This is a genomic window from Stenotrophomonas sp. NPDC078853, from assembly GCF_044901215.1.
Lineage (GTDB): Bacteria > Pseudomonadota > Gammaproteobacteria > Xanthomonadales > Xanthomonadaceae > Stenotrophomonas > Stenotrophomonas lacuserhaii.
Genome location: NZ_JBJDOQ010000010.1, coordinates 125,017 through 151,530, shown reverse-complemented (window position 1 = coordinate 151,530; position 26,514 = coordinate 125,017). Strand labels below are relative to the sequence as shown.

The following is a 26,514-nucleotide window of genomic DNA, read 5'->3' as shown; positions in this document are numbered from 1 at the left end:
CGCCGAGCCATGCTCGGCGGCGTTCCGTTCCGGGTTCCCGATGCCGGACGCAGGCCGCGCCGCGCGCTCGCCGAGCATGGCTCGGCGCTACCGGACGGTCGGTCGGACGGTCGGTCGGTTGGTCGGTTGGTCGGTTGGTCGGTTGGTCGGTTGGTCGGTTGGTTCGTTCGTTGGTCGGTTGGTCGGTCGGTCGGTCGATCGATCGGTCAGCCGGTCAGGCGGGCCAAAAGCCACGGATCGCAGCGATGCCCTGCGCGCCGTGGCGGCGGGCGGTGACGATGTCATCGGCACCCAGTCCGCCCAGCGCATAGATCGGCAGGGCCACCTGCGCGCGCAGGGCGGCGAAGCGCTCCCATCCCATCGGCTCCGCACCGGAGTGGCTGGCCGTCGCCTGCACCGGCCCCAGCACCACGAAGTCACAGCCCAGCTGTTGCGCGGCCTGCAGTTGCGCCAGGTCATGGCAGGACGCCGCCACCAGCTGATCGGCCGGCAGCGGTCGCTCCTGCAGGGTGGCCAGTTGCTCGGCCCCCAGGTGCACGCCGACACCAAGCGTGCGCGCCAGCTCGATATCACGGTTGAGCAGCCACTGCCCGGCACGGCGGTGGCCGCGCACCACCGCTTCGCACAGCGCCACGCGCTGCGGATGATCGGGCGGCAGGCGCAGCTGGATGCGCTGGTGCCCGTCGGCGAGGGCACGGCGCAGTTGCTCGCTCCAGCGCCGCTGGTCGCTGTCGTCGTCGGCTGGCGGCGGCGTGATCAGGTAGCGGTCGGGCTGGCGCAGCGCGGCCACTACCGGCAGGTCGGCCGGCGGCATCGAGTAGCGTCCCAGCTTTTCCGGCGCCACCCAGGTGATCGCCTGGCCTTCGCGGCCGCGCGGGCTGCCCTTCCAGCTGCGGATGTGCCGCACCTCCAGCACCAGGTCCTTGTCGGGGTAGGACTGCGGCACGTCCATCAGCCAAGCGCCGACGTCCGCCTCGATGCCGAGTTCTTCCTGCAGTTCGCGAGCCAGGGCCTGTTCGGAACTTTCGCCGGGTTCGCGCTTGCCGCCCGGGAATTCCCACAGGCCGGCCAGATCGCTGTGTTCAGTGCGACGGTTGAGCAGCACGCGGCCGCGCGCATCGGTGATGACGCCAGCCACCACATGGATGGATCGTTTGGGGGGGGACATGGAGGCAGCATGCCGAAAATGGCGGAGTTGACGCAAGCGGCATGGGAAGGCCGTGACGACCAACGGTCGTCACCCACCGGACCACCAACGGTCGCCACCCACCGGGGCAACCGCCTGACGGCCAGCGGCCGTCACTACCGGGTAGCGCCCAGCCATGCTCGGCGGCATCGGACCGGCCGAACGACAACGGGCTCCCGAAGGAGCCCGTTGCCGTCCTGCTGGCGCTCAGCGAGGGATCAGAACGCCACGTTCCAGTTCAGCTGTGCACCGACTTCGCGCTGGCCGTCACCGGCGCGGCCCTGCGCGGCGAAGGACAGGCGGCTGCGGCTGGAGGTATTGACCGATACGCCCAGCTCGGCGATGCCGACGTTGCGCGCCAGCGGCAGGCCCTGCACGGTGAAGCTGTCGCTGCCCGCCACGAAGCGATGGGTCGAGTCCGCGCGCAGCTCACCGGCCGCGTTCTGCCAGGCCAGCCCGGCCTCCAGTCGCGCACCGTCCTGCTGGCCGCCGCTGATGTCCCACGCGGCGCGCACGCCGGCCGTGGTGGTCCATGCTTCGTCCTTGCTGGCAGCGATCGCCAGGGCGGCATTGCCCCCGGTTTCGATGCCGGCATCGGTGGACAGGCGGGTGTAGGCCACTGCCACGTACGGAGTCAGCGTCAACGCATCGTCGAGCTGGAAATCCCAGCCACCTTCGACGAAACCGGAAACAGCATGCGCATCGCGGCGGTTGGACAGGGTCTGCCCCCACGCCGTGCCCGCACCGACCGTACGCCGTGTATCCAGCTCGTAGTCGGCATAGCTGGCGCCGCCGTTGAGGTATGCGTTGTCGCCACGGAAACCGGCATACAGGCCACTGTGTACGGCGTCCACGTCGGTCGTCGCGTTGCGTGCGTTGACCTGCTGGCGCAGCGACTCCGGGCCACCGGCCACGCCGAAGGTCCAGCGCTCGCCGATGCTCCAGTCGGCACCGGCCATCAGGCCCTGGCGGTGGTCGCGGGTGCGCGCGGCGCTGCCGTTGCCGTCGCGCTGGCTGGTGGCACCGCTGCCACCGATCCAGGCAGACGGGCCGTCGCCGGCCGGCATGCCGCTGCGCAGGCGCTGGCTGATGCCATCGCGAAGGAAGCGGTCTTCCAGCAGCAACGCACGGTTGCTGGCGTGGATCTCGCCGGACAGGTCATCGAACGCCAGGCGGGCGCTGTCCGCATCCAGCATCAGCAGGCGGTTGTACAGCGCCAGGGCATCACCGGACTGCTGCAGCGTATCCAGCGCGGCCGCCGTGGCCAGCTGGTTGCCGGTCGTCGCTGCGGTAACGAAGACCTGCGGCGGCGGGGTGACCGGATCGACCGGCGGGGTGATCGGATCCACCGGCGGTTCAACCGGCGGGTCGACCGGGTCCACCGGCGGATCGACCGGCGGATCGACCGGGCCGGTGCCCTTCACTGCGATGTTCAGGCGCACATCGTTGGCGGTATAGCTCAGCGAGGTATCCAGGAACGCCGAACGCGAGATCACGTCGTCGAAGGTACCGGCCACGCCGCCGGCCGCGCTCAGGATCGTGTAGGTCTGTCCATCCTGGTAGCTGGTGGCCGGATCCAGCGCGGTGACACGCACACCGGTGTCGCCCATCTGGCCGACGTTGGCACCTCGCCCGATGTAGGCCTTGCCGGCCACGGTCAGCAGGTCGGCCTGTCCGTTGCCCAGCACGTCCACGTCGAAGAAGGCCTTGTTCGCGACCTGTTCGGGCAGCAGCGCGTTGGCGTTGTAGAACAGGTCGCCGTCGATGGTCATCGTGCCCACACCGGCGTGGCCCGGCGACAGCGTGCCGCCATCGCGCACATAAGTGGTGCCGACCGTCGCATTGCCGGCCAGCACGCCGCTGCCGCTTACTTCAGCCAGCGAGCTTCGACGCACCTCGCTGCCGAGTCCCGCACCGAAATCGATGGTCTGCTGGAACCCTGCCGCACCGTTCAGCACCAGCGTGCCGCCACGCACGTCGATCTGCTGCTGCAGCGCCTGGCTGGGGCCTGTGTAGCCTTCGCCCGCGTACATGTCCGAGTTGATCACCAGGCTGCCGCCGTTGACGGTGATGTCGCCACCGAACGCGCGCAGGTCGCCATCGAGCGTGGTGTTGCCCGACACCTGGGTCAGCGCACCGCCGTGCAGGTGGGCATTGGACGACCCCGTAGAGACGGTCTGGATGGTGTTGCCCAGGGTGATGTCACCGGTGTGGTTGAACACCAGGCCGCCGGCGTTGCTGTCCATCGAGATCGCTGCGCCATCCAGCGTGCCGGCTTCTTCGGCGGCCAGCCACTGCGGGCCGCCATCGGCCACCGACCATGTCGCCATGCCGCCGCCCAGCACCAGGTAGCCGCTCTGGTCCAGCAGGATGCCGCTGCCACCGGCCACCCGCCCACCGTTGTTCACACTCAGCATGCCGTACGGACCGCGCATCAGCACCGCGCCGACCGTCAGGCCGTTCACCGCTTCGATGGCCGATCCGGCGCCACTGACGCGCACCTGTTCGTCCAGCAACGCCGGCGTCATGGTGACGTCGTTGAGGCCGCCGCTGATGTTGACCGAATCACTGCGGATGACCGCACCGTCCAGCACGTCCAGGTTGGTGCTGATGGCCATCGCACCGGTGTTGGTCCATGCGGTGCCCGCGCCGGTAATGAGCGCGGTGCTGGCGGTCGGGCCGAAGCTGTCCTTGATCGCCGCGCGATCGGATTCGATCAGGCCACCGGCTTCCAGCAGCAGATGGTTGCTCGCATCCACGCGCGCGGCGCGGATCGCCGAACCGGCACCGGTCACCACGATGCTGCCGGTCTGGCCGTAGTCACCGCTGCCCAGTGCGTCGTACTTTTCCGCATTGACTTCGTCGGCGGTGACCACCCCGCCAGCCTCTACGCGCAGCGTGCCGTCACCGTTCTGGCCCACCCGCACGGTGGTGGCGTCGACCACCGATCCCGCGCCGCTGACGGTCAGCGTGCCGGTCGCGTTGTTGGAGGCGCCAAGCACCAGGTCCTGCGACACCAGCTGGCCGCCGCCGCTGACGGTGATTTCGCCGCGACCGCCCTGGGTGGCACCGGACTGCGTGCCTGCGCCAACGTAGATGCCGCGACCGGCTTCGACGCGGCCACCGTCCACGTTGAGGCGACCCTGGCCCACCTGGCCGACCAGCAGATTGTTGTCGGTAACCAGAAGCTCGCCGCCGTTGCGGACGTTGATCGTGCCGCTGCCCGCGGTGTCCGAGCCGAGGCTGATGCCGAAGTTGTTCACTACCGTATATGCCATCGCGCTGGTGACGCGACCGCCATCGATGTCCAGCGTGCCGATGCCCTGGCGGCCGACCAGCAGCTGGCGTGCGGTCAGGCTGGAGTCGGCGCCACGTACCAGCGCGTTGCCCGTACCGCCGGCGCCATAACCCAGCGACACCGTGTTGTTGGACGTGGCCGTGCCACCGTCGAGCAGTTGCAGGGTGCCGCTGCCGGCCTCGCCGATACGCAGCGCCGCGCCGGTCATCTGCAGGTAAGCGGTCGGGCCGATCACCCGCAGGGTGCCATCGGCGCCGGCAACGGTGCCCAGCGATACCAGGCCATTGGACGTCAACGTGCCGCTGCCGACCAGGTCGATCGCCACCGTGCCCGTGTTGCCGATGAAGAAGCCGTCGGCGTAGACACGGGTGTCGCCGATGACTTCATCGCTGGTGAAGTCGTAGGGCACCGCGAATGCGGAAGGTGCCGCAGCGGCACCCACGCACAGCGCGGCAACCACGGCGACGCCGAGCGGTGAGCGACGGCGTGTTGCACCGACGCTGCGGGCCGACGAGGACGTGCCGGACGCAAGTTCAGAGGCCACCTGCATGGCACCGGTAGCGCGGTTGAAGACCAGACGGTAAATCCTGTTCATGAAGCTCCTTGGGATGACGATCAAGACGCGGGTGAGCGCGTCGCGCGCGGGGGATGCGCGCTGGAACCCTGCGTGTGGAAGAACGCGCGGGGCCAGTGACCGTAAGGGCCATGTCAGGAAATTCCGACGGGGTGCTCCCCACTTTCGTGTGGGGATGCACCCGACACGAAGGTCAGAGAACTCTGATTGGCTCCAATAGGTGACATCAATCACATGAGGCATATCGCAGGTGATGCATTTGTGGTCGCGCATTTCCTGCAGTTCTGCGCCTGTTTTGATGGCAATAACGACACTCGATTGCCGCCGGCGCGGCAATAGCGACACGCCGGCGTGACGCTTGCAGCGTAAAAAAAACCCCGCTTGCGCGGGGTTCTTTTCGATCTGCACCAGCGAGGGTGAATCAGCTCAACTGACCGTGGCAGTGCTTGTACTTCTTGCCGCTGCCGCACGGGCATGGATCGTTGCGACCGATCTTCGGCTCGCCACCCTGCGACAGGCCATCCTGCTGTGCGGCCTGCACCTGTGCAGCTTCTTCGTCGGCGCCATAGCCGCCGGCATCCTGGTGCTGGAACTGCGACTGGCTCAGGCGCGCCTGTACCTGCTGGCGTTCGGCCGCTTCCAGTGCCGCCACTTCCTCGTCGCTGCGGATGCGCACGCGCGAGAGCATGGTCACCACTTCGCGCTTGACGTCTTCCAGCATGCCGGAGAACAGCTCGAAGGCTTCCTTCTTGTACTCCTGCTTGGGCTGCTTCTGCGCGTAACCACGCAGGTAGATGCCCTGGCGCAGGTAATCCATGCGTGCCAGATGTTCCTTCCAGCTCTGGTCGAGCACGGTCAGCATGACGTGCTTTTCCAGCGCGCGCATGGTCTCCGGGCCGACGCCGGTTTCCTTCGCCTCGAAGTGTGCGTTGACGCGCTCCTGCACCTTCTGCGCGATGCCTTCGGCGTCCAGCTCCTCGTGCTGCCTGACCAGGTCGGTGACCGACATTTCCAGGCCGAAATCAGACAGCAGCGTGGCTTCCAGGCCCGGCAGGTCCCACTGCTCGTCGATCGAGTTCGGCGGCACGAAGCGCGCCACGATGTCGAAGATCACATCGTCGCGGATGCCATCGACGTTGTCCTTCACCGACTCGGCGTCCAGCAGTTCGTCGCGCTGGGCGTAGATCACCTTGCGCTGGTCGTTGTTGACGTCGTCGAAGTCCAGCAGGTTCTTGCGGATGTCGAAGTTGTGCGCCTCCACCTTGCGCTGCGCCTTCTCGATCTGGCGGCTGACCAGGCGGTCTTCGATGACGTCGTCTTCCTTCATGCCCATCATGCGCATCGCCTTCTGCACCCAGTCCGAGGCGAAGATGCGCATCAGGTTGTCTTCCAGCGACAGGTAGAAACGGGACGAACCCGGATCGCCCTGGCGGCCGGAACGGCCACGCAGCTGGTTGTCGATACGGCGCGATTCATGGCGCTCGGTACCGACGATGTGCAGGCCGCCGGCCGCCTTGACCGCGTCATGGCGCTTCTGCCATTCGGCCTTGGCGCTGGCACGCTCTGCGTCGCTGGCCTCTTCGCCCATCTCGTGCAGTTCGGTTTCCAGCGAGCCACCCAGCACGATGTCGGTACCGCGACCCGCCATGTTGGTGGCGATGGTCACCGCGCCCGGACGACCGGCGTTGGCGACGATGGTCGCTTCGCGGTCATGCTGCTTGGCGTTGAGCACTTCATGGTGCACGCCGGCCTTGCGCAGGTGTTCGGACAGCATCTCCGAGGTTTCAATCGAGGTGGTGCCGACCAGCACCGGCTGGCCGCGCTTGTTGCATTCCTGGATGTCGGCCAGCACCGCGTTGAACTTGCCCTGGCGGTTGAGGAACACCTGGTCCGGCGAATCCTTGCGGATGGTCGGGCGGTTGGTCGGGATGACCACCACTTCCAGGTTGTAGATGCTCTGGAATTCGAAGGCTTCGGTATCGGCGGTGCCGGTCATGCCGGACAGCTTGCCGTACATGCGGAACAGGTTCTGGAAGGTGATGCTGGCCAGGGTCTGGTTTTCGCGCTGGACCGGCACGCCTTCCTTCGCTTCCACGGCCTGGTGCAGGCCATCGGACCAGCGGCGGCCGGCCAGCGTGCGGCCGGTGAACTCATCGACGATGACCACTTCGCCATCGCGCACGATGTAATCCACGTCGCGCTGATAGATGGCGTGCGCGCGCAGGGCGGCGTTGAGGTGGTGCACCACGGTCAGGTTCTGCGCCGCGTACAGGCCTTCGGTTTCGGCATCCAGGATGCCGGCTTCCACCAGCAGGCGCTCGGCGTGTTCCATGCCCGCTTCGGACAGGTGGACCTGCTTGCCCTTCTCGTCGATCCAGAAGTCGCCGTCGCCCTCTTCGCTTTCCTGCTTGACCAGGTTCGGCACGATGCGGTTGACGCGGATGTACAGCTCCGGCGAATCATCGGCCGGGCCGGAGATGATCAGCGGGGTACGCGCTTCGTCGATCAGGATGGAGTCGACTTCATCGACGATGGCGTAGTGCAGGCCGCGCTGGTAGCGGTCGGCCTTGGACAGCGCCATGTTGTCGCGCAGGTAGTCGAAACCGAATTCGTTGTTGGTGCCGTAGGTGATGTCGCTGCCATAGGCTTCGCGCTTGTCGCCATGCGGCATGCCCGGGTACACCACGCCCACGCTCAGGCCCAGCCAGTTGTACAGCTTGCCCATCTGCGCCGAGTCACGGCGTGCCAGGTAGTCGTTCACCGTGACCACGTGGACGCCCTTGCCTTCCAGCGCGTTCAGGTACACCGGCAGGGTCGCCACCAGGGTCTTGCCTTCACCGGTGCGCATCTCGGCGATCTTGCCCAGGTGCAGCACCATGCCGCCGATCAGCTGCACATCGTAGTGGCGCATGCCGAGCACGCGGCGGCTGGCTTCACGGCAGACCGCGAACGCTTCCGGCAACACCTTGTCCAGGGCCTCGCCTTCGGCGATGCGCTGCTTGAACTCCGGCGTCTTGGCCTGGAGCTGCGCATCGCTGAGCTTCTCCATGTCCGGCTCCAGCGCATTGACCTTGGCGACGATGCGGTTGAGCTGGCGCAGCTGTCGTTCATTACGACTGCCGAAAACGCGGGTAAGCAGGCTGTTGATCATTGAGGGAACCGGTTGTCAGGTGAACGCCGGCACGGCTCCCTTCAGGAATCCGCCCGCCGCAAACGAAACGGGGCGCCCAGCGCCCCGTCGATGGCATCACCCATTGTAACTTGGGATGGAGGCCGGGGGTTTCAAGCGCTTGGCGGTTCGCGGGGGGGCGCATGGCCATGCCCGGCACCCCATACCCGTCAGCCGCGGGAAACGCGCCCCACCGGCGTGTTGCCGCCATCGCCGAGGAACTTGCGGGGATTGACCACCCGGCCGCTTTCCCAGACTTCAAAGTGCACGTGGGCACCGGTGGAACGACCGGTGGAACCGGCCTTGGCCACTTCCTGCCCGGCACGGACCAGGTCACCGACCTTCACCACCAGCCGCGAATTGTGCGCATAGCGGGTGACGTAGCCGTTGCCATGGTCGACGTCCACCACGTTGCCGTAGCCGCCCTTCACACCGGAGAAGCTGACCACGCCCTCGGCCACGGACATCACCGGGTCGCCGACCTTGGCATGGAAATCGATGCCCTTGTGGCTGCGCGCACCGCGGCCGAACGGATCGGCGCGGGTGCCGAAGCTGGAGGTCACGTAGCTGTTGCGGATCGGCATGCGCGAGGGCACGGCGTTCTGCTGCAGCTGGTGGTCGAACATCAGCGATTCCATCACCGAAAGCTGGCTGCCTGAAGCAGCGAACCGCTGCTCCAGCACCTGTAAGTCGGCGTTGATGTCCTTGACCGGGATGTCCACGGTCGGGCCATCGGAATCGCCGTCACCCAGGCCGGGGGTTTCCTGGAAGTCGAATTCACCGTCTTCCAGCTTGCCCATCTGGGTCAGGCGCTCACCCAGGGCGTTGAGCCGGGTGGCCTGCGCCTGCAGCTCGCCGAGGCGGGCAGCGAGGGCGTTGACTTCGGTCTGTGACTGCAGGCGGACCTGCGCCAGCTCGCGTTCCTGGCGGTCGACCTTGGCCTGCAGGCGGGAGTCGCCGAGCAGGTTGGCGCCCATTCCACCGGCGAAGCCGATAATGCAGCCCATGCCCAGCACGCTACCCAACAGGGCGCGGGGGCGATCCTCGAAATAGAAGCGAAGACGCGCAAGTGGCGTTTTTGCCTTTCCATCACGCGTTTTGATTACGATCTTTTTAAATGCCATCAGTGAGTTTTCATGTCTGAGCCGAAATCCAGTACCCGTCCTGCCTCAGCACCGAAACCGGCACTGGATGCAGTCATGGGTGACAAGAGCGGGAACCCGCTGCGTCGCGCCCTGTGGCTCGATGCGTTGGACCTGCAGTTGCGCCCCCATCTGCCGCCCAGCCTGCGCAGCCATTGCCGGCTGGCCAACGCGAACGACGAGCACCTCGTTTTTCTCGTTGAATCCCCTGTGTGGCACGCCAAGGTGCGGCTCGCCGAAGCACAGTTGATCAACGCGGCCCGGTCCATCGGGCTGAAGGCCACCAAAGTGACCATCAAGACTGCATCCCCCGCTCCACCACGCTCCCCAGCGATCGACAACCGGAACGGACCCCACGCAGTTTCAGCCGCCACGCACAAAGGACTACGCGACGCCTTGGCTAGCCTCCAGGACACGAAACCGTCCAGGTCCTGATGACCGCGAAGCCTCCGGCTCCGCCTCCCCGCACCGCCTGCTTCCGTGGAAGCGGCGTGAAACTTTACGAGGACCGTGGGGCATCCTAACGGCGGAAGGCCGCTCAGTCGTTAGGGTTTTGTTATTTAAACGTTAAGTTCAGTCTTTTAGCGGAACAGGTTCACAAACTGTGACGCGCTGGGCGCTTGGACCCGTTGCGTCACTTTTGGCATCGCCAGAACGCGGAACGCCGCCCGGGGGGCGGCGTCAAACTGTTGATGCAGAAAGGCTTTTTCAAGCGTAGGCGGGCGCGCCATAGGCGACAGGTTCGGCCGCCGCCGGTGAGTCGTAGCTCACCCATTCCCACGCGGTCGCATCGGCCATCAACGCACGCACCAGCTTGTTGTTCAGTGCATGGCCCGACTTGAATCCTTCGTAGGCGCCCAGCACCTGGCCACCGGCGAGGTAAAGATCGCCGATCGCGTCAAGGATCTTGTGACGTACGAACTCGTCGGCGTAACGCAGGCCGTCTTCGTTCAGCACCCGGAATTCGTCGAGCACGATGGCGTTGTCCATCGACCCACCGAGGCCGAGGTTGCGCTCGCGCATGTATTCCAGGTCACGCATGAAGCCGAAGGTGCGCGCGCGGGAGATTTCCTTGGTGTAGGCCGCGGTGGAGAACTCGATTTCCTGCCGCGACTGCTTGGCCGGGATCATCGGGTGGTCGAACTGGATGGTGAAGCCCAGCCTGTAGCCTTCATAAGGTTCGAAGCGCGCGACCTTGTCGCCTTCGGTGACCTCGACGGTCTTCAGCACGCGGATGAAGCGCTTGGCGGCATCCTGTTCAATGATGCCTGCCGACTGCAGCAGGAACACGAACGGGCCGGACGAACCGTCCATGATCGGCAGCTCGGCCGAGGACAGTTCGACGATGATGTTGTCCACGCCGAGGCCAGCCAGTGCCGACATCAGGTGTTCGACGGTCTGGATCTTGGCGTCGTTGCAGGTCAGGCCGGTGCACAAAGTCACTTCGGTGACGAGCTCGGCCTTGGCCGGCACGTCGACCACCGGATCCAGGTCCACGCGACGGAACACGATGCCATGGTTGACCGGTGCCGGGCGCAGGGTCATGTAGACCTTGTCACCGCTGTGCAGGCCAACGCCAGTAGCGCGGATCGTGTTCTTGAGGGTACGTTGCGGGATCATGGGGTGTGGCCAGGTGCATGCGGCGGGCCGCGATGGCCTGCCCAAGGGGGTGGGACAGATTAACACGCGACCGGCCCTACCCCGGCTGAAGCCAGGCGGGTCACGGCGCGATGCAGGTAAAGCTCATGCATGACAGGGCTGCCGGGCCCATCCTGGCCCGGCGCCTGTAGTGCAGGACATGGTGCTGGCGACCGGGGAGGACAACCCCGGCGCCGGCGATCAGTCCGCCTGGCGGCGCAGGAACGCCGGGATGTCCAGGTAGTCGTTGGGCAGTTCAGCGGTCTGCGTGGTGGAGCTGCTGGAAGCGGACGACGAGGAGGCCGACGAGGACGTCGCCACGCTGTCGCTGCTGGCCCGACGCAGGCCCAGGCCCACGCCACCGACGGCCTTGGAAACCGCATCACCGCCGTTGTCGAAGTCGGAGAATTCCGGCTGGCCGGTGGTGGCGTTGCGGACCAGCTTGATCGGTGCACGCTCGCCCGGGCGCTGGGTCTTGCCGGCGACCACGCGGTTCAGGCCGGTGGCCACCACGGTGACGCGCACTTCGTCCTGCATGTCCGGATCCAGCACGGTGCCGACCACGACGGTGGCATCTTCCGATGCGAAGCCGTCGATGGTGCGGCCGATCTCGTCGAACTCGGCCATGGTGAAGTCCGCACCGGCGGTGATGTTGACCAGGATGCCGTTGGCGCCGGCCAGGTTCACATCGTCCAGCAGCGGGTTTTGGATGGCCGATTCGGCCGCAGCCTGCGCGCGGTCATCGCCGCGGGCGGTGCCGGTACCCATCATCGCCAGGCCCATTTCGGACATGACGGTGCGCACGTCGGCGAAGTCGACGTTGATCAGGCCCGGACGCACGATCAGGTCGGCGATGCCCTGCACGGCGCCCTGCAGCACGTCGTTGGCGGCACGGAAGGCCTGGATCATGGTGGCGTTGCGGCCCAGCACGGTGATCAGCTTTTCGTTGGGAATGGTGATCAGCGAGTCGCAGTGCTGGCTCAGTTCCTCGATGCCCTTCAGCGCGACCTGCATGCGGCGACGGCCTTCGAACGGGAACGGCTTGGTGACCACGGCCACGGTCAGGATGCCCATTTCCTTGGCCAGCTGCGCCACCACCGGCGCAGCGCCGGTACCGGTGCCACCGCCCATGCCGGCAGTGATGAAGACCATATCCGCGCCCTGCAGCGCGTCCATGATGCGCTCGCGGTCTTCCAGCGCGGCCTGGCGGCCGACTTCCGGATTCGCGCCGGCGCCCAAGCCCTTGGTGACATTGGTGCCCAGCTGCAGCTGCAGCTTCGCACCGCAATTCTTGATGGCCTGCGAGTCGGTGTTGGCGGTGATGAATTCCACCCCGTCCACCGCTGAGTTGACCATGTGCGCCACGGCGTTGCCGCCGCCGCCGCCCACGCCAACCACCTTGATCACCGCATTGGGTGCCATCTTTTCGATCAGTTCAAAATGCGCCATGTCCGTGTCCTCGGTTGTATCCGCTTCCTTTGGCATGTGGCGGGGGAGGCATCCTGCCTTCCGCTGCATGCCGCCGTTGCGGCTGTAGTGGTTTGTTGTTGCCGTGTGTTGCCGTGTGTTGCGGTGTTGCGGTGTTGCGTTTCAAAGCAGCCGGCCGGGGCCGGCATGGCCGCGGTCAGAACTCGCCGCGGAACCAGGTTTTCAGTTTCTTGAACATGCTTCCCGCGCGTCCGGCCGGCAGTGACGGCCGGCGCGGATGCTCGATCTGGCTGCCCATCAGCAGCAGGCCGACGCCGGTTGCGTGGACAGGGTTGCCGACCACTTCGCCCAGACCGGTGACGTGCTGTGGAATGCCCACGCGTACCGGCATCTGCAGCATTTCCTCGGCCAGTTCGACCACGCCTTCCATCTTCGACGCACCGCCGGTGAGCACCATGCCGGCGCGCACCAGTTCTTCGAAGCCGGAACGGCGCAGTTCGGCCTGCACCATTTCAAAGATTTCCTCGTACCGGCCCTGCACCGCCTGCGCGAGTGCGTGGCGCGGCATGCGGCGCGGCGGACGATCACCCACGCTCGGCACCTGGATGCTTTCCTCGGCGGTGGCCAGCTGGGCGAGCGCGCAGGCGTAACGCACCTTGATCTGCTCCGCTTCCGGGGTCGGCGTGCGCAGCATGTGCGCGATGTCGTTGGTGACGTGGTCACCGGCGATCGGCAACGAAGCGGTATGGCAGATCGCGCCCTGCACGAACACGGCGATATCGGTGGTGCCGGCGCCCATGTCCACCAGCACCACGCCCAGTTCGCGCTCGTCGGCGGTCAGCACGGCCACGCTGGAAGCCAGCGATGACAGCACCAGGTCGTCCACCTGCAGGCCACAGCGCTGCACGCACTTGCTGATGTTGGCCGCCGCGGACTGCGCGCACACCACCAGGTGGGCGTGTACTTCCAGCCGCACGCCGGTCATGCCGACGGGATTGCGGATGCCTTCCTGCGAATCGTCCAGTACGTACTCACGCGGGATGGCGTGCAGGATCTTCTGGTCGGCCGGGATCGCCACGGCCTTGGCCGCATCGAGCACCCGGTCCAGGTCGCCCCAGGTCACTTCGCCGTCGCGGATCGGCACGATGCCGGGCGAGTTCTTGCACTGCACGTGGTTGCCGGAGATGGAGGCATACACCGAGCGGATCTCGCAACCGGCCATCAGCTCGGCTTCTTCCACGGCGCGCTGGATCGACTGCACGGTCGACTCGATGTCCACCACCACGCCGCGCTTGAGGCCGCGCGATTCGTGCGAGCCGATGCCGATCACCTCGATCGGGTTGCCGGGCGAGTACTCGCCCACCAGCGCCACCACCTTGGAGGTGCCGATGTCGAGGCCGACGATCAACGATTTGTCACCCTTGCGATTCATGTCCTGTCCTGCGTTTTCTTCGGCGCTGCGGCCGGTGGTTCACCCCAGCTGAGGGTGAAGCCATTGGTGTATCGGAGGTCGGCGCGCTCGATCGGCGCGGCCTGGCTGGCCAACTGCGGCAACACACGTACATAGCGCTGCAGGCGCGAACGCGCGTCGTCGCGGCCCACCACCACTTCGGTCCCGTTGCTCAGCAGCAGCGACCAGCTGCCGCGTGCATCCATGCTCAAGCGGGTCACGTCCAGCCCGGACGGGGCGAACATCGAACGGGCGTCGTTGTAGAGGGTCACCACTTCTTCGGTCTGGCTGTCCGGCCCATCCAGCTGCGGAAGCTGCAGGTCGGCCAGCTTCTTCGGCGTGGGGAACAGCTTGCCCTGCTCGGACAACAGGCGATCATTGCCCCAGCGTGCGAACGGTTTGTGCTCGATCAGCGTCACTTCGAGCACATCCGGCCACTGCTTGCGCACGCGGGCGCTTTCCACCCACGGCAGGCGCTCGATGCTGTCCTGGGCATCCTGCAGGCGCACCGCGAAGAAGCCGGCATGCGCATACGGCAGCAGCACCTTCTGCAGCTGTTCTGCCGGCACCCGCTTGAACTCACCGTGCACGCGCAGCTTGGCCAACGGCCAGCGTTCGGCGCCCACCCAGCCGTTGAGCACGGCCACCACGGGCAATGCCACCACGGACAGGGCGATCAGCCAGACGAAGATGCGCAGCACCGCGTTCATGCGTGGCGATTCTCCTGCGATGGATCGGCCAGGGTCTGTTCCAGCACGCGCCAGACCAGTTCTTCGAAACCGATACCGGCCTGGCCGGCGGCCTTGGGCACCAGCGAATGACTGGTCATGCCCGGGGCGGTGTTCACTTCCAGCAGGAACAGGCGGCCGGTGGTGCGGTCGCGCATCACGTCCACCCGACCCCAGCCCCGGCAGCCGGCGGCGCGGAAGGCGGCCAGCGCAAGGCGGCCGATCTCCTGTTCGTCCGCGCCGTCCAGGCCCGGGCACAGGTACTGGGTATCGTCGGCCTTGTACTTGGCTTCGTAGTCGTACCACTGGCCCTTGGGCACGATGCGGATCGACGGCAGCGCGACATCGCCGAGGATGCCGACGGTGAGCTCGTCACCGACCACCATCTGTTCCATCAGCAGTTGGCCGTCGTAGCGCGTGGCCAGCGCTACGGCTTCGTCCAGGCCGGCATCGTCGAAGACCCGGCTGATGCCCACGCTGGAGCCTTCGTTGGCCGGCTTGACCACTACCGGCAGGCCCAGCTCGGCGGCCTGAGCGTGTACGTCCGCGGCGGTCACCCTGCGGTACTGCGGGGTGGGCAGGCCGACGGACAGCCACACCTGTTTGGTGCGGATCTTGTCCATGCTCAACGCCGAACCCAGCACGTCCGAGCCGGTGTACGGCACGCCGAAGGCTTCCAGCAGGCCCTGCACGATGCCGTCCTCGCCCCCGCCGTTATGACCGTGCAGGATGTTGAACACCCGGTCGACCTCGCCGGCGGCCAGCGCCTTGGCCAGGGCCGGGATGCCATCGATGGCGAATGCGTTCACCCCGCGCGCCTGCAGTGCTTCGAGCACATTGCGGCCGGAATCCAGCGACACTTCGCGCTCGCTGGAGGTACCGCCGAGCAGCACGCCGACGCGACCGAAATCGGCCGGATCGCCGCTGCGCGGGGCCGGGAAAGGCAAGCCGCTCATGCCTGGGCCTCCACGCTGAAGCCTTCGCTGGCGATCTGTTGTGCCACCGCGCCGATATCGCCTGCACCCATCATCAACAACAGGTCGCCGTCCTGCAGCACATCAGGCAGCACGTGCGCCAGCTGGGCGGCCTTGCCGACCACCACCGGTTCACCGCGGCCGCGCGCGCGGATCGCGCGTGCCAGCGCTTCGGAATCGGCGCCGGCGATCGGCTCTTCGCCGGCCGGGTAGACCTCGCTCAGCACCAGCGCATCGACGCTGGAAAGCACCGCGGCGAACTTGTCGAACTGGTCGCGGGTACGGCTGTAGCGATGTGGCTGGAAGGCCACCACCAGACGTTTGTCGGCCCAGCCACCGCGGGCGGCGGCGAACACCGCCTCCAGCTCGCTGGGATGGTGGCCGTAATCGTCGATGACGCGGACTTTGGCACCGCTGGCAGTGGTGACTTCGCCCAGGTCATTGAAGCGCCGACCGACGCCGGCGAAGCTCTGCAGCGCGCGCGCGATGGCATCCGGGGCCACGCCCAGCTGCCAGCCGACGGCGGCCGCGGCCAGCGCATTGAGCACGTTGTGCTTGCCGGGCAGCGCCAGCACCACTTCCTGGCTGGTGCCCTGCGGCAGGCGCAGGGTGAAGCGCATCCGCGAACCTTCCTGCACCACGTTTTCCGCACGGACATCGGCGTGGTCGCTCAGGCCGTAGCTCATCACGTGACGCGGCGTCTTGGCCGCCAGCGCGGCCACCTCCGGATCATCGATGCACAGCACGGCCAGGCCGTAGAACGGCAGCCGCTGCAGGAATTCGGCGAAGGCCGCCTGCACACGGGCGAAGTCGTTGCCGTAGTTTTCCAGGTGGTCGGCATCGATGTTGGTGATGATCGACATCAGCGGATTGAGACGCAGGAAGCTGCCATCGCTCTCGTCCGCTTCGGCTACCAGCCACTGGCCACTGCCCAGCTTGGCATTGGCACCGGCGGCCAGCAGCTGCCCGCCGATGACGAAGGTCGGGTCCAGCCCGCCCTCGCTCAGCACCGCCGCGGTCAGGCTGGTGGTGGTGGTCTTGCCGTGCGTGCCGGCCACCGCGATGCCGCGACGGAAGCGCATCAGTTCGGCCAGCATCGCCGCGCGCGGCATGATCGGGATGCGCTGGCTGCGCGCTTCCATCAGTTCCGGGTTGTCTTCGCGGATCGCGCTGGACACCACCACGCAATCGGTGCCGAGCACGTTGGCGGCCGAGTGGCCGCGCATGATGCGTGCGCCGAGTCCGGCCAGGCGACGGGTCGCGGCATTGTCGGCGTTGTCCGAGCCGGACACTTCATAACCCAGCGTCAGCATCACTTCGGCGATGCCGCTCATGCCGGTGCCACCGATGCCGACGAAATGCACGCGCGGGAAAGCGCGCACCAGGTCGTTGGTGTCGTGCAGGCGGCGGATCATGCGCAGCTCCGCGTGGTGTCGGCGCGGTGGCGCGGCACGTTGTTCATACAGCTTCCTCGAGGATGATGTCGGCGATGCGCTCTGCGGCATCGACCTTGGCCAGCGCACGTGCGGCTTTCGCCATCTGCATGCGGCGGGCGGGATTTTCGGATAGTTCACGCAACAGTGACGTGATGCCGCTGACCAGCGCGTCGCCCTGCTTCAACAGCACGGCCGCATCGCGCTCGACCAGGTACTCGGCATTGCGCGTCTGGTGGTCGTCGACGGCGGCCGGGAACGGCACCAGCACGCTGCCCACGCCGACCGCGCACAGCTCGGCCAGGGTGGACGCGCCGGAACGGCAGACCACCACATCCGCCCACGCGAAGGCGTCGGCCATGTCGGCAATGAAAGGCGTGATCTCCGCCTCGACGCCGGCCTTGGCGTAGGCCTCCACAGCTTCGGCATGCATCTTCTCGCCGCTCTGGTGGCGCACGCTCACCGGGTACGCCGCACCCAGGGCGGCGATGGACTGCGGCACGCCGGTATTGAGTGCACGCGCACCCTGGCTGCCACCCACCACCAGCAAACGCAGCGGGCCGCTGCGGCCGGCGAAGCGCTGTTCGGGCGGTGAGATGGCTGCGATCTCGGCACGCACCGGATTGCCGACCGCTTCTTCGCGCGCGGCGAAGCTGCCGGGGAAACCGGTCAGCACGCGCTGCGCGAAGCGCGACAGGAAGCGGTTGGTCATGCCCGGTGCACGGTTCTGTTCGTGCACCAGCAGCGGCAGCCCGTGCAGGCGCGCGGCCAGGCCACCGGGGCCGGAGGCATACCCGCCGAAGGCGATCACCGCGCGCGGATTGCGGTCACGCAGGATGAAACCGGCCTGGCGGATCGCACGCAGCAACCGCCACGGCGCGCCCAGCAGGGCCAGCTTGCCCTTGCCACGCAGGCCGGCGATGTCCAGCGTGTCGATCGGCAGGTCATGCTGCGGCACCAGGCGCGTTTCCATCTGCCCCACAGCGCCCAGCCAGGTCACCGGAACGCCGCGCGCGCGCAGCACGCGGGCCACGGCCAGGCCGGGAAAAATGTGCCCGCCGGTGCCACCGGCCAGGATCATCACCGGGCGATCGGCAGGAGCGCGGGCGCTCATGACAACCTCCCGAAGGTCGGTTCGATGCGCGTCTGCAGGCGGCTGGTGCCACGCGGGGCGGTTCCCTGCGCCGGTGCGTCCGGCCTGGTCTCCTGGCTGCTGGCAACGTTGGCCACGCGGCCCGGCACGGCGGCGGGCGCGGCGCCGGCCGGTGCGCGCACCACGTCCTCGCTGGCATCGTCTCCACCGCCCATGCGCACCGCGTGGCGGCGCTCGGCGCGGTCCAGTTCATAGGAAACGCGCAACAGCAGGCCCATCGCCACGCAGGTCATCAATACGCTGGAGCCACCCGAGGAGATCAACGGCAGGGTCAGGCCCTTGGTCGGCAGGATGCCCAGGTTGACGCCGATCGAGACGAAGCTCTGCATGCTGATCCACAGCCCGATGCCGAAGGCGATGTAGCCGGAGAAGTGGCGCTTCATTTCCACGCAGCGCATGCCCAGCCACATCGTCCGTCCCACCAGCAGCGCATACAGCGCCACGATCAGGCAGGTGCCGATGAAGCCCAGCTCTTCTGCGGTCACCGAGAAGATGAAGTCGGTATGCGCTTCGGGCAGGTAGTACAGCTTCTGCACCGAGTTGCCCAGGCCGACGCCGGTCCACTCGCCGCGGCCTACTGCCATCAGCGCGTTGGACAGCTGGTAGCCATCGCCCTGCTGGTCGGCCCACGGATCCAGGAAGGAGGTGATACGGCGCATGCGGTAGGGTTCGAAGATCGCCAGCGCGGTCATGCCGATCATCCCGAAGATGATCGGCATGGACATGCGCGGCATGTTGACCCCGCCCAGCACCAGCATGCCGGCGGTGATCGCCAGCAGCAGGGTGGACGAACCGAAGTCGGGCTGCAGCAGCATCAGCACCACCAGCGCACCGGCCACGCCGAGTGGCTTGAGCATCGCCGGCCAGGTGGCGTTGACCTCGTCGCGGAAGCGCACCAGATAGCTGGACAGCCACACGATGTACAGCACCTTGACCGCTTCAACGGTCTGGAATTTGGACACGCCCAGGTTGATCCAGCGCCGGGCGCCGTTGACGCTGCTGCCGAGGCCGGGGATGAACACCACGATCAGCAGCGCGAAGCAGCCCAGCAGCAGCAGCTGGTTGTACTGCTCGATGGTTTTCAGTTCGGTGCGCATGGCCAGCCCGGCCAGCACGATGCCCACCGCCAGGAAGATCAGGTGGCGGTTGAGGTAGTAGAACGGGCTGCTCATCAGCGCGATCGAGCTGGACGCGACCATCACCACGCCCAGCCCGGTCAGCGCGATGATCGCGCCGAGCAGCCACTTGTCGAAGTGGCCTCCGATGGCTTCAAGGCGTGTTGCCTGGCGCGACAGGTCATTCATCAGCGCACCTTCAACGTGGCCAGGCCGACCAGCACCAGCACCACCGAGATGATCCAGAAGCGCACGATCACGCGCGGCTCCGGCCAGCCCTTCAGTTCGAAGTGGTGGTGGATGGGGGCCATGCGGAACACCCGCTTGCCGGTCAGCTTGAACGAGGCGACCTGGATCATCACCGACAGCGTCTCAACCACGAACACGCCACCCATGATCACCAGCACCAGTTCCTGGCGCACGATCACCGCGATGGTGCCCAGCACCGCGCCCAGCGCCAGTGCGCCGATGTCACCCATGAACACCATGGCCGGATAGGTGTTGAACCACAGGAAGCCGAGGCCGGCGCCGGCAATCGCCGCGCAGATGATCACCAGTTCGCCCGCGCCCGGGATCTGCGGGATCTGCAGGTAGTTGGAGAACACCACGTTGCCCGATGCATAGGCGAACACGCCCAGCGCGCAGGCCACCAGCACGGTCGGCATGATCGCCAGGCCGTCCAGGCCGTCGGTCAGGTTGACCGCGTTGGAGAACCCGACGATCCAGAAATAGGCGATGGCCACGAAGCTGATGCCGGCCAGCGGCAGCGCCACCGATTTGAACATCGGGATGTAGAAGGTCAGCGCGGACGGCACGTCGGCGGTGAAGTACAGGAACAGGCCGGCGGCCAGGCCGAAGATCGACTGCAGCAGGTACTTGTAGCGTGACTTCAGGCCGTTGGGGTCGCGGCGCACGATCTTGATCCAGTCGTCGTACCAGCCGATGGCGCCGAAACAGATCATCACCGCCAGCACCAGCCACACGTAGCGGTTGCTCAGGTCGGCCCAGGCCAGCACCGCCAGGGTGACGGTCAGCAGGATCAGCGAGCCGCCCATGGTCGGCGTGCCGGCCTTGGCGAAGTGGGTCTGCGGGCCATCGGTGCGGATCGGCTGGCCACCCTTGAACTGGGCCAGCCGGCGGATCACCGCAGGGCCCATCCACAGCGACAGGAACAGCGCCGTCAACGCGGCCAGGATGGCGCGGAACGTCTGGTAGTTGAACAGCCCGAACGAGCTCTCCAGCTGCTGCAACCATCGAGCCAGTTCATACAACATGGGGGGCTTCCTCTCCTTGCGCGAGCAGCGCTTTCACGATCTTGTCCATGGCGCTGCCACGGGATCCCTTGACCAGGCAGCGCACGCCGGCATGCAGGTCGTCCTGCAGCGCGCGCGCCAGTGCGTCATGGGTTTGGAAATGCCGACCACCGTCGCCGAATGCAGCCGACGCGGCAGCGCTGAGCGGACCCAGCGTATACAGGCGCTTGATGCCGCCCTGGCGCGCGCGCTGGCCGGCCTGCGCATGCAGTGCCACCGCGTCCGGGCCGAGTTCGCGCATGTCGCCGAGCACCAGCCAGGCGTCCTGGCCACTGCTGGCCAGCGCATCGATCGCCGCCGCCAGCGAACCGGGATTGGCGTTGTAGCTGTCATCCACCAGCACCGCGCCGTTGGGCAGGCGGTGGGCGATCTGCCGGCCCGGCACCGGTTCGGTGACCGCCAGCGCGGCCACGATGTGCTGCAACGGAATACCTGCCGCCAGCGCCAGCGCGGTGGCTGCCAGCGCATTGCCGATGTTGTGGCGGCCCGGCAGCGGCAGCGCCACCTCCGCCTCGCCTGCCGGCGTGTGCAGGAGGAAATGGCTGCCTGCGGCATCGAAGCGGATCGCCGAGGCGGACACGTCCGCGGTGTGGTCCAGGCCGAAGCGCAGCACACCACAACGCGGCGGGGTACCGATGAAATGCTGTTCAAACCACGGCGCGAAGGCGTCGTCGGCGTTGATCACCGCCACGCCATCGGCGGGCAGCGCGGCGTAGATCGCGCCCTTGGTGCTGGCCACGCCCTGCAGGCTGCCCATGCGTTCCAGGTGCGCGGCGGCGATGTTGTTCACCAGTGACCAGCGCGGACGCACGATGTCGGTCAGGTAGGCGATGTCTCCGGGTTTGCCGGCGCCCATTTCATAGACTGCGAAGTCGGCATCTTCCGGCGCTGCGATCACCGCCAGCGGCAGGCCGATCTCGTTGTTGAAGTTGCCCGGGTTGGCGTGCACCACCTTGTGTGCCACCTGCGCATGCTGGCGCAGGATATCCAGCAGCAGGGTCTTGACGCTGGTCTTGCCGTTGCTGCCGGTGATGGCGAACACGCCGGTGTTGCGATCACGCTGCATGCCGGCGGCGATGCGGGCAAGGGCCAGCTCGCTGTCGGCTACCAGCACCTGCGGCAGGTCCAGCGGCAGCAGGCGTTCAACCAGCAGCGCGCTGGCGCCGCGTGCCTGCGCGTCGGTGCCGAAATCGTGCCCGTCGAAGCGCTCCCCGCGCAGCGCCACGTACAGGCTGCCGGGGCTCATCTGCCGGGTGTCGTTGCTGATGGCATCGATGGCGACGTCATCGCCATGGATCTCGCCGCCGGCCCAATGCGCGATCAGCGAAAGCAGGGTGCGCCTCATGCCACTCCCTCCCCGTGCACACGTGAGGCCAACGCAGCGGCGGCCACGTCGGTGTCATCGAAGGCATGTCGGACGCCGTTGATTTCCTGGTAGGGCTCATGGCCCTTGCCGGCGACCAGCACGATATCGCCGTCGCCTGCCGCGGCTACCGCAGCGCCGATGGCGCGTGCGCGGTCACGCTGCACGACAACCGCAGACGCCGTGTGGAAGCCAGCGAGGATATCGGCCACGATGCGGTCGCCGTCTTCGCCGCGCGGGTTGTCGTCGGTCACGATCACCCGGTCAGCCAGGCGTTCGGCGATCGCAGCCATCTGCGGGCGCTTGCCTGCATCACGCTCGCCACCGCAGCCGAACACGCAGGCCAGCTGGCCGGCGACGTGGCCACGCAGGCTGGACAACGCCTGTTCCAGCGCATCCGGGGTATGTGCGTAATCGATGACCACGGTGGGCTCGCCCGCTGCGCCGCCAAGGCGGTTCATCCGCCCATGGATCGGCTGCAGCTGGCCCAGCACGCCAGCGATGGTGGCCAGCGGATGGCCCAGCGCATGCAGGGTGCCGGCCACGGCCAGCAGGTTGTCCACGTTGAAACGACCAAGCAGCGGCGAGCGCACGTCAGCGCTGTCTTCGTCGATCTGCAGGGCGAAGGCCAGCCCCTGCCCGTCCAGCACGATGTCGCACGCACGCACCGCAGCGCCAGCCGCACCGCGCGAGCTCACGCCGATCGCCTGCTGGCCGGCCGCCAGGCGCGCGTGCAGTTCGCGGCCGAAGCCATCGTCGAGGTTGACCACCGAGGCACGCAGGCCGGGGCGGTGGAACAACCTCTCCTTCGCTGCGCCATAGGTATGCATGTCGCCGTGGTAATCCAGATGGTCGCGGGTGAGGTTGGTGAACACCGCCACGTCATAGTGCACCGCGTCCACGCGGCCCTGGTCGAGCGCGTGCGAACTGACTTCCATCGCTACTGCCTGTGCGCCGGCATCACGCAGCTCGGCCAGCAGGGCATGCATCTGCAGCACCAGCGGGGTAGTGAAGCCGGTCGGCTGCACATCGCCGAACAGCCCGGCGCCGAGGGTGCCGATGCTGCCGCTGCGGGTGCCCAGCAGGTGCCAGGCCTGGGCCAGCAGCTGCACGGTGGAGGTCTTGCCGTTGGTGCCGGTCACCCCGACCATGCGCATCGCGCGCGAAGGCGCACCGTGGAACTGGTCGGCCATCGCGCCCATGCGCGCGCGCAGCCCGGGCACGGCGATGGCGTCGGCCGGGGCGGGCAGCTCCTGCGGCGCGGGTGGTTCGAACAGGATGGCCGAGGCGCCAGCGCCACGCGCCTGGTCGACGAAGCCGAGGCCATGCGCGCCAAAGCCGGCGATCGCCACGAAGGCATCGCCTGCACGGACCGCGCGGCTGTCCATCACCAGGCCGGTGATGGTCACATCGCGGCCTGCCAGGGCCAGATCGGGAAGCAGGGTCGACAGCAGCAGGGAACGGCTCATTGCGTGCCTCCCGTCGGTGCGGAGGCAGGCGCAGGGGCCTGCGCGGCGGTCGGCAGCGCGGCATCGAATTCTGCGGCGGCATCGGCGGGCAGCACGGTATCGGCCGGTGGCGTCGGCAGCACCGAAGCAGAATGCCCGGTCTTGCCCGACTGCTGCGCCGTCAGCCAGGACTGGATGTCATCCGGCGGCACGTCCATCAGGCGCAGCGCACCGTCCATCACGTTGTGGAATACCGGCGCCGAGACCAGCCCGCCGTAGTACTTGCCGGCCTGCGGATCGTTGATGACGATCACCGTGGCGAAGCGCGGGTTGCTGGCCGGCACCACGCCGGCGAACAGCGCGTTGTAATGGCCGCGTTCGTAGCCGCCGGGGCCGGCCTTGCGTGCGGTGCCGGTCTTGCCGGCCACGTGGTAGCCGAGTACCGCAGCCTGCTTGGCGCCGCCCTGGGTGACCACCGTTTCCATCATCGCCACCACTTCCTTGGCGACTTCCGCATCGACTACCTGGCGCGCTTCGTTGTGCTGGCCCTTGACGAAGGTCGGCGGAATCAGCCGGCCGCCGTTGCCCAGCGCCGAATACGCCGTGGCGATCTGCAACGGGGTCACCGACAGTCCGTAACCGTAGGACATGGTGGTCTTTGACGAACCGCTCCAGCGCGCCGGGCGCGGCAGCACACCACCGGATTCACCGGGGAAGCCACTGCCGGGGCGGCTGCCGTAGCCGAAGTTGTGCACCGAATCGTAGAACACCTGGTCGGTCATCTTGGCCACGACCTTGGCCGCGCCGACGTTCGAGCTGCGGGTGATCACGCCGGTGACGTTGAGCACGCCGTTGTTACGTGGCACGTCGCGGATGGTGTAACGCCCCAGCGACATGTAGCCGGGATTGGTGTCGATGATCGTGTCCTTGGTGACCACGCCGGCCTGCAGCGCGGACGCGATCGTCAGCGGCTTCATCGTCGAGCCCGGCTCGACCAGGTCGGTCACCGCGCGGTTGCGCCGCGTGTCCGGCACCGCGCCATCCAGCGAGTTCGGGTTGTAGGTAGGCAGGTTGACCATGGCCAGCACTTCGCCGGTGGCCACGTCCATGATCACGATCGAACCGCCCGCTGCCTTGTTGGCGATCAGCGCGTTGCGCAGCTCGCGGTAGGCCAGGAACTGGATCCGCCGGTCGATGCTCAGGGTCAGGTCCTTGCCCGGCGTGGCGGCGCGCAGCAGATCGCTTTCCACCGTTTCGCCCTTGCGGTTGCGGATCACCCGCTTGGCACCGGGTTCGCCGCGCAGCCATTCGTCGAAGGCCAGCTCCAGCCCTTCCTGGCCGCGGTCGTCGATGTTGGTGAAGCCGAGCACGTGGGCCATCGCTTCGCCCTGCGGGTAGAAGCGGCGGAACTCGCGCTGTGCCGCAACACCGGGGATCTTCAGCGCGACCACTTTCTCCGCATCGTCCGGATTGATGCGACGACGCAGGTACATGAACTCTTTGTCCGCCTTCTGGCTCAGGCGGCTGCTCAGGTCGTCCACCGAAAGGCCCAGCGCAGTGGCCAGCTCCGGAATGCGGTCCGGCGTGCGCAGCAGTTCCTGCGGATTGACCCAGATCGAAGCGACCGGCGTGGAGACCGCCACCGGCTCGCCGTTGCGGTCGGTGATCATCCCGCGCGAGGTCTTGATCGGCAGTTCGCGCAGGTAGCGCGCCTCCCCCTGGCGCTGGTAGAAATCGCTGTTGATCAACTGCACGTAGGCGGCACGACCGACCAGCGAGACCGAACACAGCCCAAGCGCCAACGCGACCCAGCGCAGCCGCTGGCGCAGGTTGAAGGCGTTGCGGGGACGGTTGCGGCCGGTCTTGTTCATGGGCGGACCACCACCACGTCGGCGGCTTCCGGGAACTTCATGCCGAGCTTCTCACGCGCCACCTGGTCGACCCGGTTGGCCTCGGCCAGGGTGGCCTGTTCCAGCTGCAGCCGGCCGAACTCGATGTTCAGCTCATCGCGCACGCGCTCGGCACGGGCCAGCTCGATGAAGGTCTGGCGATGGCGATGGCGCACGAACACCACCCCGATCGCCGAAGCGACCGTGCAGGCCAGCAGCACGATCAGGATCAACCGGCTCATCCGGCGACCTCACGCTTCTGTGCCACGCGCAGCACCGCACTGCGCGCGCGCGGGTTGCCGGACAGTTCGTCGTCATTGGCCTTGATGGCGCCGCCGATGAGGTCCAGCGTAGGCACGAAGGCCTGCTGTTCGGGCAGGCGACGATTGCTCGGAGGCGCTTTGGCCAACCGGTTCATGTATTGCTTGACGATGCGGTCTTCCAGCGAATGGAAGCTGATCACGGCCAGCCGGCCACCCGGCTTGAGCCGTTGCACGGCCGCGTCCAGGCCGGCCTGGAGATCGGCCAGCTCGCGGTTGATATGGATGCGGATGGCCTGGAAGCTGCGGGTGGCAGGGTGAATCTTGTCCTTGCCGCGCGGCATCACCGAAGCGATCGCCTCGGCCAGTTCGGCGGTGCGGGCGAAAGGCTGCTTCTGCCGGCGGGCGACCAGCGCACGGGCGATGCGGCGGCTCTGGCGCTCTTCGCCATAAGTCCACAGCACGTCGGCGATCTCGGTGTCGTCCGCGCGTGCCAGCCACTGGGCCGCGCTTTCGCCGCTGTCCGGGTCCATCCGCATATCCAGCGGTCCGTCCTTGCCGAAGCTGAAACCGCGCTCGGCGACATCCAGCTGGGGCGAGGAGACGCCCAGGTCGAACAGCACCCCATCCAGGCCGGCAGCCGTCTGGTCCCACTGCAGCAGCTGGGCGAAGCTGCCACGGAAAATCGACACGCGCGGGTCCGGCGCGAAGTCGCGCTCGGCCACGGCGATCGCATCAGGATCCTTGTCCATGACCAGCAGGCGGCCGCCCTCACCGAGCTGCTCCAGCACGCCACGGGCATGACCGCCACGTCCAAACGTGCCGTCCAGGTAGGTTCCGTCTTCGATCACCCTCAGGCCTTCAAGGACCTGGGTGTACAGCACCGGCAGATGACCCGCCGGCGACTGCGACACCGGGAGGTGACCGGTCTGCGCTGTTCCGCGCACCCGGGC

Annotated in this window: 20 protein-coding genes and 1 pseudogene; 1 reads left to right on the top strand and 20 read right to left on the bottom strand. The window is 67.2% G+C overall.

All coding sequences use genetic code 11. The features are described 5' to 3' along the window. The 6 genes and pseudogenes from ACI2JH_RS12040 to ACI2JH_RS12015 form a co-directional block, all read right to left on the bottom strand. Positions 1 to 199: PT domain-containing protein (locus ACI2JH_RS12040; RefSeq protein WP_404736288.1), on the bottom strand; the 199-nt coding region annotated here is incomplete at its 3' end. Continuing rightward, positions 109 to 309 (bottom strand): annotated as a pseudogene (locus ACI2JH_RS12035) (PT domain-containing protein); the annotation flags it as partial. The gene ACI2JH_RS12040 and the pseudogene ACI2JH_RS12035, both read right to left, overlap by 91 nt. After that, the gene (locus ACI2JH_RS12030) at positions 215 to 1,168 is read right to left on the bottom strand and encodes a Nudix family hydrolase (RefSeq protein WP_404736285.1); all 954 of its coding nucleotides are present in this window, start codon (positions 1,166 to 1,168) and stop codon (positions 215 to 217) included. The gene ACI2JH_RS12030 and the pseudogene ACI2JH_RS12035, both read right to left, overlap by 95 nt. A gap of 236 nt (positions 1,169 to 1,404) precedes the next feature. Continuing rightward, positions 1,405 to 5,079, bottom strand: coding sequence for an autotransporter domain-containing protein (locus ACI2JH_RS12025; protein WP_404736284.1), 3,675 nt, complete (start codon positions 5,077 to 5,079; stop codon positions 1,405 to 1,407). Between the two features lie 400 nt (positions 5,080 to 5,479). Continuing rightward, entirely contained in the window at positions 5,480 to 8,209 is a 2,730-nt protein-coding gene (gene secA / locus ACI2JH_RS12020; RefSeq protein ID WP_319278283.1) for a preprotein translocase subunit SecA, read from the bottom strand. A 188-nt stretch (positions 8,210 to 8,397) separates the two neighbouring features. Then, complete coding sequence (locus ACI2JH_RS12015; RefSeq protein ID WP_101100353.1) at positions 8,398 to 9,351, bottom strand: M23 family metallopeptidase; 954 nt, start codon at positions 9,349 to 9,351, stop codon at positions 8,398 to 8,400. Positions 9,352 to 9,363: 12 nt separating this feature from the next. On the opposite strand from ACI2JH_RS12015, the gene ACI2JH_RS12010 reads away from it, so the two are divergent. Then, on the top strand, positions 9,364 to 9,804 hold the full coding sequence (locus ACI2JH_RS12010) for a DciA family protein (RefSeq protein WP_182657025.1): 441 nt from the start codon (positions 9,364 to 9,366) through the stop codon (positions 9,802 to 9,804). Between the two features lie 273 nt (positions 9,805 to 10,077). Here the strand turns inward: ACI2JH_RS12010 and lpxC are convergent, their stop codons facing one another. From lpxC to rsmH, 14 genes are all read right to left on the bottom strand, one after another. Then, positions 10,078 to 10,989: a UDP-3-O-acyl-N-acetylglucosamine deacetylase gene (gene lpxC, locus ACI2JH_RS12005; protein WP_101100352.1), complete on the bottom strand. Its 912-nt coding sequence runs from the start codon at positions 10,987 to 10,989 to the stop codon at positions 10,078 to 10,080. Positions 10,990 to 11,208: 219 nt separating this feature from the next. After that, a complete protein-coding gene (gene ftsZ, locus ACI2JH_RS12000; RefSeq protein ID WP_101100363.1) occupies positions 11,209 to 12,456 on the bottom strand; it encodes a cell division protein FtsZ in 1,248 nt (415 codons plus the stop codon). 175 nt (positions 12,457 to 12,631) lie between these two features. Beyond that, positions 12,632 to 13,867, bottom strand: a complete 1,236-nt coding sequence (gene ftsA / locus ACI2JH_RS11995; protein WP_042613652.1) for a cell division protein FtsA — start codon at positions 13,865 to 13,867, stop codon at positions 12,632 to 12,634. Then, positions 13,864 to 14,595, bottom strand: a complete 732-nt coding sequence (locus ACI2JH_RS11990; RefSeq protein WP_101100351.1) for a cell division protein FtsQ/DivIB — start codon at positions 14,593 to 14,595, stop codon at positions 13,864 to 13,866. Before ACI2JH_RS11990 ends, ftsA begins: the two co-directional genes overlap by 4 nt. Next, positions 14,592 to 15,569: a D-alanine--D-alanine ligase gene (locus ACI2JH_RS11985; protein ID WP_404736283.1), complete on the bottom strand. Its 978-nt coding sequence runs from the start codon at positions 15,567 to 15,569 to the stop codon at positions 14,592 to 14,594. Before ACI2JH_RS11985 ends, ACI2JH_RS11990 begins: the two co-directional genes overlap by 4 nt. After that, positions 15,566 to 17,002, bottom strand: a complete 1,437-nt coding sequence (murC, locus tag ACI2JH_RS11980; protein ID WP_404736282.1) for a UDP-N-acetylmuramate--L-alanine ligase — start codon at positions 17,000 to 17,002, stop codon at positions 15,566 to 15,568. Before murC ends, ACI2JH_RS11985 begins: the two co-directional genes overlap by 4 nt. 43 nt (positions 17,003 to 17,045) lie before the next feature. After that, positions 17,046 to 18,134: an undecaprenyldiphospho-muramoylpentapeptide beta-N-acetylglucosaminyltransferase gene (murG, locus tag ACI2JH_RS11975; protein ID WP_404736281.1), complete on the bottom strand. Its 1,089-nt coding sequence runs from the start codon at positions 18,132 to 18,134 to the stop codon at positions 17,046 to 17,048. Continuing rightward, positions 18,131 to 19,477: a putative lipid II flippase FtsW gene (ftsW, locus tag ACI2JH_RS11970; RefSeq protein ID WP_042613647.1), complete on the bottom strand. Its 1,347-nt coding sequence runs from the start codon at positions 19,475 to 19,477 to the stop codon at positions 18,131 to 18,133. Before ftsW ends, murG begins: the two co-directional genes overlap by 4 nt. Further along, entirely contained in the window at positions 19,477 to 20,562 is a 1,086-nt protein-coding gene (mraY, locus tag ACI2JH_RS11965) for a phospho-N-acetylmuramoyl-pentapeptide-transferase (RefSeq protein WP_057507808.1), read from the bottom strand. Before mraY ends, ftsW begins: the two co-directional genes overlap by 1 nt. After that, complete coding sequence (gene murF, locus ACI2JH_RS11960) at positions 20,552 to 21,946, bottom strand: UDP-N-acetylmuramoyl-tripeptide--D-alanyl-D-alanine ligase (protein WP_182657023.1); 1,395 nt, start codon at positions 21,944 to 21,946, stop codon at positions 20,552 to 20,554. The genes mraY and murF overlap by 11 nt, the downstream gene beginning before the upstream one ends. After that, complete coding sequence (locus ACI2JH_RS11955) at positions 21,943 to 23,433, bottom strand: UDP-N-acetylmuramoyl-L-alanyl-D-glutamate--2,6-diaminopimelate ligase (protein WP_404736280.1); 1,491 nt, start codon at positions 23,431 to 23,433, stop codon at positions 21,943 to 21,945. Before ACI2JH_RS11955 ends, murF begins: the two co-directional genes overlap by 4 nt. Next, the gene (locus ACI2JH_RS11950) at positions 23,430 to 25,283 is read right to left on the bottom strand and encodes a penicillin-binding protein 2 (RefSeq protein ID WP_101100344.1); all 1,854 of its coding nucleotides are present in this window, start codon (positions 25,281 to 25,283) and stop codon (positions 23,430 to 23,432) included. Before ACI2JH_RS11950 ends, ACI2JH_RS11955 begins: the two co-directional genes overlap by 4 nt. Further along, a complete protein-coding gene (gene ftsL, locus ACI2JH_RS11945; RefSeq protein WP_042613642.1) occupies positions 25,280 to 25,543 on the bottom strand; it encodes a cell division protein FtsL in 264 nt (87 codons plus the stop codon). The genes ACI2JH_RS11950 and ftsL overlap by 4 nt, the downstream gene beginning before the upstream one ends. Further along, positions 25,540 to 26,508: a 16S rRNA (cytosine(1402)-N(4))-methyltransferase RsmH gene (rsmH, locus tag ACI2JH_RS11940; protein ID WP_101100362.1), complete on the bottom strand. Its 969-nt coding sequence runs from the start codon at positions 26,506 to 26,508 to the stop codon at positions 25,540 to 25,542. Before rsmH ends, ftsL begins: the two co-directional genes overlap by 4 nt. Positions 26,509 to 26,514: the final 6 nt, after the last annotated feature.